Annotated in this window: 15 protein-coding genes; 6 read left to right on the plus strand and 9 right to left on the minus strand. The window is 61.4% G+C overall.

Annotation, left to right across the window (positions count from 1 at the left end; translation table 11 throughout):
* Positions 1-118 precede the first annotated feature (118 nt).
* The 6 genes from hisF to hisB form a co-directional block, all read right to left on the minus strand.
* A complete protein-coding gene (gene hisF / locus J7557_RS07975; protein WP_291419088.1) occupies positions 119-916 on the minus strand; it encodes an imidazole glycerol phosphate synthase subunit HisF in 798 nt (265 codons plus the stop codon).
* Positions 913-1242: a hypothetical protein gene (locus tag J7557_RS07980; protein WP_291419090.1), complete on the minus strand. Its 330-nt coding sequence runs from the start codon at positions 1240-1242 to the stop codon at positions 913-915. Before J7557_RS07980 ends, hisF begins: the two co-directional genes overlap by 4 nt.
* Positions 1239-1970: a 1-(5-phosphoribosyl)-5-[(5-phosphoribosylamino)methylideneamino]imidazole-4-carboxamide isomerase gene (hisA, locus tag J7557_RS07985; protein WP_291419092.1), complete on the minus strand. Its 732-nt coding sequence runs from the start codon at positions 1968-1970 to the stop codon at positions 1239-1241. Before hisA ends, J7557_RS07980 begins: the two co-directional genes overlap by 4 nt.
* The gene (hisH, locus tag J7557_RS07990; RefSeq protein ID WP_291419094.1) at positions 1967-2620 is read right to left on the minus strand and encodes an imidazole glycerol phosphate synthase subunit HisH; all 654 of its coding nucleotides are present in this window, start codon (positions 2618-2620) and stop codon (positions 1967-1969) included. The genes hisA and hisH overlap by 4 nt, the downstream gene beginning before the upstream one ends.
* Positions 2617-2973, minus strand: coding sequence for a DUF2628 domain-containing protein (locus J7557_RS07995; protein WP_291419096.1), 357 nt, complete (start codon positions 2971-2973; stop codon positions 2617-2619). The genes hisH and J7557_RS07995 overlap by 4 nt, the downstream gene beginning before the upstream one ends.
* 207 nt (positions 2974-3180) lie before the next feature.
* Positions 3181-3768, minus strand: coding sequence for an imidazoleglycerol-phosphate dehydratase HisB (gene hisB / locus J7557_RS08000; RefSeq protein ID WP_291419098.1), 588 nt, complete (start codon positions 3766-3768; stop codon positions 3181-3183).
* Positions 3769-3891: 123 nt separating this feature from the next.
* Between hisB and J7557_RS08005 the strand changes: the two genes are divergently transcribed.
* From J7557_RS08005 to hslU, 4 genes are all read left to right on the plus strand, one after another.
* Positions 3892-4233: a cupin domain-containing protein gene (locus tag J7557_RS08005; protein ID WP_291419100.1), complete on the plus strand. Its 342-nt coding sequence runs from the start codon at positions 3892-3894 to the stop codon at positions 4231-4233.
* An 82-nt stretch (positions 4234-4315) separates the two neighbouring features.
* The gene (gene hslV / locus J7557_RS08010) at positions 4316-4870 is read left to right on the plus strand and encodes an ATP-dependent protease subunit HslV (protein WP_291419102.1); all 555 of its coding nucleotides are present in this window, start codon (positions 4316-4318) and stop codon (positions 4868-4870) included.
* Positions 4871-5404, plus strand: coding sequence for a GNAT family N-acetyltransferase (locus J7557_RS08015; protein ID WP_291419104.1), 534 nt, complete (start codon positions 4871-4873; stop codon positions 5402-5404). It abuts the gene before it with no gap.
* 5 nt (positions 5405-5409) lie between these two features.
* Positions 5410-6720 (plus strand): ATP-dependent protease ATPase subunit HslU, encoded by a 1311-nt coding sequence (gene hslU / locus J7557_RS08020; RefSeq protein WP_291419106.1) that lies wholly within the window; start codon positions 5410-5412, stop codon positions 6718-6720.
* A 269-nt stretch (positions 6721-6989) separates the two neighbouring features.
* On the opposite strand, the gene J7557_RS08025 is transcribed toward hslU, so the two are convergent.
* The 3 genes from J7557_RS08025 to J7557_RS08035 are packed head-to-tail and all read right to left on the minus strand — an operon-like array spanning position 6990 to position 8685.
* Complete coding sequence (locus J7557_RS08025; protein ID WP_291419108.1) at positions 6990-7358, minus strand: helix-turn-helix transcriptional regulator; 369 nt, start codon at positions 7356-7358, stop codon at positions 6990-6992.
* On the minus strand, positions 7355-7936 hold the full coding sequence (locus J7557_RS08030) for a Smr/MutS family protein (RefSeq protein WP_291419110.1): 582 nt from the start codon (positions 7934-7936) through the stop codon (positions 7355-7357). The genes J7557_RS08025 and J7557_RS08030 overlap by 4 nt, the downstream gene beginning before the upstream one ends.
* A gap of 23 nt (positions 7937-7959) precedes the next feature.
* Positions 7960-8685, minus strand: coding sequence for a Tim44/TimA family putative adaptor protein (locus tag J7557_RS08035; RefSeq protein WP_291419112.1), 726 nt, complete (start codon positions 8683-8685; stop codon positions 7960-7962).
* 127 nt (positions 8686-8812) lie between these two features.
* Here J7557_RS08035 and J7557_RS08040 point away from each other — a divergent pair, with 127 nt between their 5' ends.
* Both J7557_RS08040 and secB read left to right on the plus strand, forming a co-directional pair.
* On the plus strand, positions 8813-9286 hold the full coding sequence (locus J7557_RS08040; RefSeq protein WP_291419114.1) for an FxsA family protein: 474 nt from the start codon (positions 8813-8815) through the stop codon (positions 9284-9286).
* Between the two features lie 89 nt (positions 9287-9375).
* Entirely contained in the window at positions 9376-9897 is a 522-nt protein-coding gene (secB, locus tag J7557_RS08045; RefSeq protein WP_291419116.1) for a protein-export chaperone SecB, read from the plus strand.
* The last annotated feature ends 75 nt before the right edge of the window (positions 9898-9972 follow it).

The raw sequence follows: 9972 nt of genomic DNA on the forward strand, positions 1-9972 counted from the left end.
TTGGTCCTTTCCCCTCCCACCGCGTCATTCCCGCGAAAGCGGGAATCTCGTTTGGCCGAAGAAGGATTCCCGCTTTCGCGGGAATGACGTTGTGGGCGCACGGTCGTTCCGATGTCACCTAAGCCGCCGCATCCATTCGCATGGCAATGCCGTGCTCGAGCATATAGCGCTTGGCTTCGGGAATCGTAAAAGTGCCGAAGTGGAAGATGGAGGCGGCGAGGACAGCGCTGGCGTGACCCTCGGTGACGCCGTCGACGAGGTCCTGCAGCTTGCCGACGCCGCCCGAGGCGATGACCGGGACTTCCACCGAATCGGCGATGGCGCGGGTCAGCTTCAGGTCAAAGCCGGACTTGGTGCCATCGCGATCCATGGAGGTGACCAGCAATTCGCCTGCGCCACGTTCGACCATTTTGGCAGCAAATTCGACCGCATCGATGCCGGTGGGGCGGCGGCCGCCGTGCGTAAAAATTTCCCATTCGGAGCGATTGTCGCCGCCGACCTTTGCATCGAGCCGCTGCTTGGCATCGACCGAAACGACAATGCACTGATTGCCGAACTTGTCGGCGGCGCGGGCGATGAAATCGGGATCGTTCACGGCGGCGGAATTGATCGCGACCTTGTCGGCACCGGCGAGGAGGAGCTTGCGGATGTCTTCCACCGTGCGGACGCCGCCGCCGACAGTGACTGGCATGAAGCAGTGTTCGGCCGTGCGGGCGACGACGTCGAAAATCGTGTCGCGGCCTTCGTGGCTGGCGGTGATGTCGAGGAAAGTCAGTTCGTCGGCACCGGCTGCGTCATAGGCTATGGCCGCCTGGACCGGATCGCCGGCATCGATGAGATCGACGAAGTTGACGCCCTTGACGACGCGGCCACCGGCAACGTCCAAACACGGGATAATACGAGTCTTCAGGGTCATGAGCGTTTGCCCTTCTGCATCTGCACCCAGCCGATGCGGTGAATAATGAGCGTGGCGAGCCAGACGAAGAAGGCAGCGCCGCCAAGCGGCAAGGTGGCTATGGCAAACCAGCCGAGCACGAAGAGAGTATAGATGGTGGGGCCCAGATCATTGCCGCCGACCACGCAGGTATTGATGCTGCCCTCGTTGAGGGCGCAGCCATTGCTTTCGGCGATGAAGCTGGCGGTCAGCACCGAGAGCACCGGCGCGAAAGCGAAGAGCGCGATGACGGCGAGAAAGAGCCAATAGGCCCACCACGGAAACTTGGCAGGCCACTCCTCGCTCACGCCGCGGCCCTCAGTTTCGCCAATGCTTCACGTGAATCAATTCGGCCGTCGTAGAGCGCGCGGCCGGAGATGGCGCCTTCAAGAACCTGATATTCGGGGCGCGTCATGCGATCGATATCGTCCATGGAGGCGAGGCCGCCGGAGGCGATCACCGGGATCGAGGTCGAGCGGGCGAGCTCGAGGGTCGAGTCCCAATTGATGCCGGCCAAAATGCCGTCACGGTCGATGTCGGTATAGATGATGGCGGCGACGCCGGCGCCTTCAAAGCGCCTGGCCAGTTCCACGATGGACAGCTCGGAGGTTTCTGCCCAGCCTTCGACCGCGACCATGCCGCCCTTGGCATCGGTGCCGACGGCGACCTGGCCGGGCCATTTCTTGGCGGCCTCTTTCACCAGCTCGGGATTGCGAACGGCGACGGTGCCTAGGATGACGCGGGCAAGGCCCTTGTCGAGCCAGGCTTCGATGTGGTCGAGCGTGCGAATGCCACCGCCGAGTTGGACGGGGAATTTTACGGTTTTGAGGATATTTTCGACGGCAGCGCCGTTGACGCTCTCGCCGGCAAAGGCGCCATTGAGGTCGACGACGTGCAGATATTCAAAGCCCTGGTCTTCGAAGCTCTTTGCCTGTGCGGCGGGATCGTCGTTGAAGACGGTGGCCTGGTTCATGTCGCCGAGTTTCAGGCGCACGCACTGACCGTCCTTGAGGTCGATGGCTGGAAAAAGGATCACGGCGTCCACCCCAAGAAATTTTCGATCAGTTTGAGGCCGAGGGCCTGGCTCTTTTCCGGGTGGAACTGCGTCCCGAAAATATTGTCGCGACCGACGCAGGCGGTGACTGTGCCACCATAATCGGTGGTGGCGAGGAGGTGCGCCGGGTCTTCGGTGAGGAAGTGATAGGAGTGCACGAAATAGGCGTGCAGCCCATCGGGACCATCCGGGATGCCGGCGAGGAGGGCGTGGGGTTTTAGAACCGAGATGGTGTTCCAGCCCATGTGCGGAATTTTCAGGTTCGGATCGGTCGGCTTGATTTTTTCGACGGCGCCGGGGATCCAGCCGAGGCCCTCTGTGATGACCTTTTCGCGGCCTTCCCCAGCGAGCAGCTGCATGCCGACGCAGACGCCGAGGAAGGGCGTGGTGCCGCGGATGACGCGTTCTTCCAGAACTTCGGTCATGCCGGCGACGGCGTCGAGGCCAGCCTTGCAATCGGCGAAGGCGCCGACGCCGGGGAGCATGATGCGGTCGGCGCGGCGGACCACTTCGGGATCGGCGGTGACGATGATTTCGGGGCTGTTTACGAGCGAGGCGGCGACGCGCTCAAAAGCGTTGGCGGCGGAGCGGAGATTGCCCGCGCCATAGTCGATGATGGCAACTGTGCTCATGGACGAGATTCCATAACGGCGAGACGGGCGAGGTCGGCCTCGGCGGCGACGCAATGGCCAAGCAAGGCGTGGCCACGACGTTTCAGTGCACGACGCTCGGCGCCCGGTGCGGCAAAGCCGCAGGCGATAGCGAGGAGAATATAGAGCCAGAGACTCGCGTCCGGGCCCATATAGCGCGCGGCGGCGATGATGGCGCCGAGACCCAGGACAAAAAGGCCCAGGAGATCCCAATGTCGATGGAGGAGCGCATGGACGGGCGGCAGCAGGGCTGCGAACCAAGAGAAGCGCTCGGAGACGGCCACGGGCAGGGCGGTCGGGTCATCGACGGATCGATAAAGGGCAAAGAGGGTCACGGGGAACTCCCAGGACGGAATGAGGTCCACTTAGTGCAAAAAGCACGATGGGGGAAGGGCAAGGGGCGCCGCTCGCTCCGCATCACCCCCTCTCCCTTGGGGGAGAGGGATGGGGTGAGGGGGCCTTTGGCAATCGCCGGGTTTGGGAAGGCCCCCTCACCCGGCGCTACGCGCCGACCTCTCCCCCAAAGGGAGAGGTGAAGAGACTTACAGCGTGCCCTTGGTGCTGGGGACGCGGTCGGCCTGGCGGGGGTCGATTTCGAGTGCGTCGCGCAGAGCGCGGGCCACCGCCTTGAACATCGACTCGGCCAGGTGATGGTTGTTGTCGAAGTAGAAATTTTCGACATGCAGCGTGATGCCGGCATTGATGGCAAAAGCCTGGAAGAACTCGCGGAAGAGTTCGGTGTCGATGTCGCCGATCTTGTCGCGGTTGAACTCGGCCTTGAAGACGAGGAAGGGCCGACCCGACACGTCGAGCGCCGCGCGCGTAAGAGTGCCATCCATGGGCAGGTCGCAGGAGGCGTAGCGGCGGATGCCCTTCTTGTCGCCGATGGCTGCCTGGATGGCCTGGCCCAGGGCAATGCCGACATCTTCCACCGTGTGGTGAAAATCGATGTGCAGGTCGCCCTTGCAGGAAACATCCATGTCGATGAGCGAGTGGCGAGAGAGTTGGTCGAGCATGTGATCGAAGAAGCCGACGCCGGTCGCCATTTTATGCGCGCCGGTGCCGTCGAGATTGATCGAGACGGAGATCTCGGTCTCGTTGGTCTTGCGGGCGATGGTGGCGGTGCGCATGGCGTGTCTCCAAAACTGCGGCTCCACTAGCAGATATGCGCAAAGGCATAAAGATGGCGTTGCTGCCGGCTTGCGGTCCATGGGCGGCAGGCGCAGTCTGCCGCCGGGGTTGGAGGGACAATTATGCAAATTATCGAGCAGAACGAATGGGCCACGGCGCCGGGCCTTTGGAACGGCATTTGGGAAGGCGGCGCCCATGGCGCGCCGATCACGGTGATCTTTCACAGCAGCGAGGGTTTTGGGCACGGCCCGAAACTCCATACCCATCCCTATTCGGAAACCTTCATCATCGAAGTGGGCCGCGCGCTTTTCGTCATTGGCGAGGAGGAGTTCGAGGCCGAGGCGGGCCAGATCCTCATCTGCCCGGCGGGGGTGCCGCACAAATATACCAATCTCGGACCGGGCTTGCTCAAGGCGGTGAATATTCACGCCAATGGCACAAGCGTGATCGACTGGCTGGAATAGGCGGCATGGCCGGGCCGGGGCTGTGTTGCAATCCGGCTTGCCGCGCCTAAATAGGACTCAACAGTTCGGAGTACCTCCCCAAATGAGTGATAGTGCATTTCCCGGGTGGCACGGGACGACGATCGTTTCCGTGCGCAAGGACAACAAGGTCGTGGTCGCTGGCGATGGCCAGGTTTCCATGGGCCAGACGGTGATGAAGCATACGGCGAAGAAAGTGCGCCGCCTGGCCGGCGGCAAGGTGATCGGCGGCTTTGCCGGTTCGACCGCCGACGCCTTTACCCTCTTCGAGCGGCTCGAAGGCAAGTTGGAGCAGTATCCTGACCAGCTGATGCGCGCTGCCGTCGAATTGGCGAAGGATTGGCGGACCGACCGCTATCTGCGGAAATTGGAAGCCATGATGATCGTGGCCGACAAGACCGATACGCTGGTGCTTACCGGCACGGGCGACGTTCTTACGCCCGACCATGGCGTCATCGCCATTGGCTCGGGCGGCAATTATGCCCATTCGGCGGCTTTGGCCTTGCATCAGGCGACCGATCTCGATGCCGAGGATATCGCCCGCCGCGCCATGAAGATTGCAGAGGAAATCTGCGTCTATACCAATGGCAACGTAACCCTCGAAACCATCGAGCTCTAAGTGACCTTTTCCATCCGGCAACTCGGCGTGAAAGATGTGGCGGCCTATCGGGCCATTCGGCACGAGGCGCTCGCCAATCATCCGGAGGCCTTCGTGTCTTCGGCGGAGAATTTTGCGCTGCGGACCGATGCCGACATCAGGCAGATGCTGGAAACCCTCACGGTTTTTGGCGCCGAAATGCCGGATGGGTCCATTGGGGGCATCAATGCCTTCATGCGCAACGATGCCGCCAAGGAAAGGCATCGCGGCTGGATGATCCAGGTCTATGTGCAGCCAAAACATCGCGGCAGCGGCATGTCGAAGGCCCTTTGCGAGCACCTGATCGAACATGCTCGGGAAAAAGTTATCCAGATCCATCTCGGGGTCTGGGCCGAGAACGAGCCGGCGATCCGCCTCTACCAAAAGCTGGGCTTTGAGACCTATGGGACTGAGCCCCGCTACCTCTATGTGAACGGTCGATATATCGACGAACACCTGATGGTGCGCTTCCTGGACCGCGAACCGGTCCAACAGCAAGGCACCGATCGAAAGTGACAAAAATGAGTGAAACCAATTTTTCGCCGCGCGAAATCGTCTCGGAGCTGGACCGCAATATTGTCGGCCAGCATGACGCCAAGCGCGCCGTGGCCGTGGCGCTGCGCAATCGCTGGCGCCGGCAGCAGCTTTCCCCCGAGCTGCGCCGCGAAGTGACGCCCAAGAACATTTTGATGATCGGGCCGACCGGCGTCGGCAAGACCGAGATTTCGCGGCGGCTTGCCCGATTGGCACAGGCGCCGTTCGTGAAGGTGGAAGCAACGAAATTCACCGAAGTCGGCTATGTCGGCCGGGACGTCGAGCAGATTGTTCGCGACCTGGTCGAGGCCGGGATCACCGTGCTGCGCGACAAGCGCCGGCGCGATGTGCAGGCGCAGGCGCATCACAATGCCGAAGAGCGCGTGCTCGATGCATTGGTCGGCACTTCTGCGACGCCGTCGACGCGCGACTCGTTCCGCAACAAGCTCAGGAACAACGAACTCGACGACAAAGAGATAGAAATCGAGATGCAGCCGGCACCGAATACGGGCGGGTTTGAAATTCCCGGCATGCCCAATGGCGGCATCGGCATGATCAACCTTTCCGACATGTTCAAGTCGGCCATGGGCGGTCGCGGGGTGAAGCGCAAGGTCAAGGTGAAGGATGCCTATGAGCCGCTGATCGCCGAAGAGGCCGACAAGCTGCTCGATCAGGAACAGCTCAAGGCCGAGGCCATCGAACTCGTCGAAAACCACGGCATCGTCTTTATCGACGAAATCGACAAGGTCGCGGCCCGCGAGGGTGGCGTTTCCGGCGGTCCTTCGCGCGAAGGCGTGCAGCGGGACCTGCTGCCGCTGATCGAAGGCACGACGGTGTCGACGAAATATGGGCCGGTGAAGACGGACCATATTTTGTTTATTGCTTCGGGCGCGTTCCATGTGTCGAAGCCTTCGGACTTGCTGCCGGAATTGCAGGGTCGCCTGCCGATCCGGGTGGAGCTGAAGGCTCTTACCCGCGAAGACTTCATTCGCATCCTCAATGACACCGAGGCGAGCCTGGTTCGCCAGTATGTGGCGCTGATGGGCACCGAAGGGGTCACGCTGAGCTTCACGACTGATGCCATCGAGGCGATCGCCGATGCGGCGGTGAAGGTCAATGAGAGCGTAGAAAATATCGGCGCGCGGCGGTTGCAGACGGTGATGGAGCGGCTCGTGGAAGAGATTTCCTTCGATGCGCCCGACAAGGCCGGGCAGACGGTGGCCATCGATGCGGCCTTTGTCCGCGAGAAGGTGGGCGTGCTGGCCAAAGATACCGATCTCAGCAAGTTCGTGCTTTAGGGCAAAGTCACCGTTCACAAACACGACGTCATCCCCGCGAAAGCGGGGATCTCTTTTTGTGGGGGCTGAAACGAAGATTCCCGCTTTCGCAGGAATGACGTTGTGGGTGGGGACACCCTCTAATCCTCCTTCTCCCTTCGAGGGAGAAGGTGCCTGAAGGGTCACCGAATTCACTTTTGCGAATTCGGTTGGGATGAGGGGTTTGGGATATAACAACTCGCTCCTCGCGGAGGCCCGGTGGACGGGGCGTGCCGGTGCGCTAAGCCGCTCTACCGCTTCTTGCCCGCCCGCTTCACCAATTCATCGCGCAAAAATTTGAGGTCTTCGGGCTCAAGCCGCTCGATATTGTCGCGCAGGCGATTGGTGAATTCGGTGGCTTCGGGGGCAAGACCGCCGGTGTCGATGGTCACCTTGGGATCGGAAATTTCGGCCAGCCGTTGCAGCTCTTCGGCTTCGTCCCAGATGACGTTGAAATAGGCGATGATGCGGTGGAGCAAAAAGCTCGTCGGCGTGCCGCGGCGGCCGTGTTCGAGGGCTGAGAGATAGGCGCTCGACACGTTGAGCGCGGCGGCCATTTCCTTCAATGAAATGCCGCGCGCCTCGCGAAGAGCCCGAAATTTCGCGCCAAGCGGGGTCATGGACGCCTCAGGCGCACATACCATGCGCCCTCCCCACCATGGCCGCGGGCCGCAAGGCTCCATCCTGATATCAGGTGCGACAGGCCTGGCTCGGAGAGCCAGATGGGCAGCATGGTCCTGAGGATGCCGCGCTCGGTCATGGCCGAAATATAGTCGTTTTCGACCTGCTTGCCCTTCCCGGTGATGACCAGCAGGGTGCGGTCGCCCCTGGCGGCGCGGGCACCGATGAAACGGCGGAGGGTTTCACGCGCTTCCGTCTGTGTCATGCCATGAAGATCGATGGTGCCATCGATGTCGATGCGGCCGCGACGGACCTTTTTGTGGATCGCCGGATCGACGTTCTTTTCCACCACCTGCACCGGCTGGGTCGGCGCCTGATAGGGCGGCAGGAACGGTTGTTTGGGCTTGCCCATTTTCGGCGGCGCCTTGATGGCGGGGGCCGGCTCAGGCTCGGGAATAGGAAGGGTGCCATGGCCCAGCTTGAGCAGGCCCTTGCGGCGCAGGGGTTCGACCGTGGCGGACACGGTCGTCCACAGATGGAAATCGTGCGGCAGGCGCTTGGGGTCGCGCTTGGACATGAAGGGGCCTGCCGCAAAAATCTTTAGTCGAGCTGGCTCGTGGTGATGACCTTCCAATTGGGATCGCGCGACTTGGGATTGCGCGCAAAGGTCCATTCGTCAGCGATCGTCTGCACCTGGTCGGCATTGCCTTCGACGAGATTGCCATCCTTGTCGCGGATGGCGGAGACGACTTCGGCGTGGAAGTCGACCGTTACCAGCACGTTCTTCTTGTCGTATTCGGCCGAGACGATGGCGATCTTGGGCAGGCCCACAAAGGTAAAATCGTTCTTGTGGCCGGCGGCTTCGCGCTCGGTGATGGCGCGGGCAAAGCTGTCATAGACGTCTTTGTCTAGCAGGTTCTTGAGAGTCTGACGGTCGCCTTCGGCAAAGCCGGTGACGATCATCTCATAAGCTTGCTTGGCGCCTTCGAGGAAGGATTTTGGGGTAAAGGTCGGATCGACTTCGGCTACGGCGCGGAGGCCCGCTGCGAGATCGGCATTGCCCGCGGCGGCCTGATCGATTTCGGCTTCCAGCTTGCGGGTACGGCGTTCGTCGTCGAGATTGGGCCCGTCGGTCGGGCGCGGCCGGATCGGCACGACGGTTTCGTCGGAATTGGCGGCTTTCTTCTCGGTCGGGGTCGAACGCGAGCGATCGACAGGCGGGCGTTCATTGCCCGTCCGCGTTCCCAGGACCGAGCGGAGGCGGAACAGCACGAAAACCGCAACCACGATGGCGATGAGAGTGGGCAGATCGAGAAAATCGTCCATGAATCGGTGCACCTGAGAAGTTGGGCGCTCGCGGAGCGCTTTTCGTTTCCTATATATAGGGAAAGCTTTAGCTCAAAACCAGTTCACTCAAGGTAGCGCGATTTGCCGCGCCCTTCACAAACAAAGGATGACCCGGTTGCTCCGCTTCATTCCCCTTTTTGTTCTTGCCTTGCCGCTGATCGAAATCGCGCTGTTCATCGTGGTCGGCCGCGCCATTGGCGTATTGCCGACGCTGGGCCTCGTCATTGCCGCCATCATCATCGGCGGCTTCGTGCTGCGCCAGCAGGGGCTTGGCGTGCTCAATCGCATGCGCACCAATATGCAGACAGGGACCCTGCCGGGACAGACCCTCTTTGATGGCATGCTGCTGGCCGTCGCCGCGGTGCTGCTGATCATTCCCGGGTTTCTGGGCGATTTTGTCGCCATTCTCCTCCTGCTCCCGCCAGTCCGCACCTGGCTCTACAAGACCCTGACGCGGAACATCACCGTGGTGGAAACCACGACCAGCTATCGCCGCTCTTCCCCATCCGACTCGACGCCGCCGCATCTTAACGGACCGGGAACCATCGACCTCGATGACGACGATTGGCAGCGTAAATAGCGTTGCAAAGGGCCTCTTTGCTTGTTCCTTTGAGGCAAAGATGCTAGCCAGCCGCCAAGAATGTTCCAAACGGAATAAGGGGACCAAATATGGCCGACGAAAACCAGGGCGCCGCAGCGCCGGAATCCGGCACCGCGCCCAGCATGAACCTGGTGGGCCAGTATGTGCGCGACCTTTCCTTCGAAAATCCGGGCGCACCCGGCTCGATCATGGCCGGTGGCGGCAACCCTGCCTTCAACGTCTCGATCTCGGTCGGCGTCAAGAAGCAGACCGATGAGCTTTATGCCGTCGAGCTGAACCTCAAGGCCAAGGCTAATCGCGACGAAACGCTGCTGTTCAACGTGGAACTGGTTTATGGCGGCGTGTTCCGCCTCAAGAGCATTCCCGAAGCTCAGCTCAGTGGCCTGCTTATGGTGGAATGCCCGCGCCTGATCTTCCCGTTCGCCCGTCAGGTCCTCGCCAACGTTACGCAGCAGGGCGGTTTCCCGCCGCTGATGATGGAGCCGGTCGACTTCATGGCGATCTACCGCCAGAACCTTGCGGCCCTCGCCGCCAAGCAGCAGGCCGAAGGTGGCGCCGCTGCAGCTCCGGCAACCGACCTGCCCAACTAATCCTTTTGGGACTCTGGATTTGAAGAACCCCGGCGAAAGCTGGGGTTTTTTGTTTTTGGGATTTTGACCACCGCT

Source organism: Devosia sp. (assembly GCF_017744655.1).
Classification (GTDB): domain Bacteria; phylum Pseudomonadota; class Alphaproteobacteria; order Rhizobiales; family Devosiaceae; genus Devosia.

Coding starts and splice junctions, on each gene's coding strand:
- hslU (WP_291419106.1), top strand. CDS start 5,410: ATGAGTGAAACCAATTTTTCGCCGCGCGAAATCGTCTCGGAGCTGGAC.
- J7557_RS08035 (WP_291419112.1), bottom strand. CDS start 8,685: ATGGACGATTTTCTCGATCTGCCCACTCTCATCGCCATCGTGGTTGCG.
- J7557_RS08040 (WP_291419114.1), top strand. CDS start 8,813: ATGACCCGGTTGCTCCGCTTCATTCCCCTTTTTGTTCTTGCCTTGCCG.
- hslV (WP_291419102.1), top strand. CDS start 4,316: ATGAGTGATAGTGCATTTCCCGGGTGGCACGGGACGACGATCGTTTCC.
- hisF (WP_291419088.1), bottom strand. CDS start 916: ATGACCCTGAAGACTCGTATTATCCCGTGTTTGGACGTTGCCGGTGGC.
- secB (WP_291419116.1), top strand. CDS start 9,376: ATGGCCGACGAAAACCAGGGCGCCGCAGCGCCGGAATCCGGCACCGCG.
- J7557_RS08025 (WP_291419108.1), bottom strand. CDS start 7,358: ATGACCCCGCTTGGCGCGAAATTTCGGGCTCTTCGCGAGGCGCGCGGC.
- hisH (WP_291419094.1), bottom strand. CDS start 2,620: ATGAGCACAGTTGCCATCATCGACTATGGCGCGGGCAATCTCCGCTCC.
- hisB (WP_291419098.1), bottom strand. CDS start 3,768: ATGCGCACCGCCACCATCGCCCGCAAGACCAACGAGACCGAGATCTCC.
- J7557_RS08030 (WP_291419110.1), bottom strand. CDS start 7,936: ATGTCCAAGCGCGACCCCAAGCGCCTGCCGCACGATTTCCATCTGTGG.
- J7557_RS08005 (WP_291419100.1), top strand. CDS start 3,892: ATGCAAATTATCGAGCAGAACGAATGGGCCACGGCGCCGGGCCTTTGG.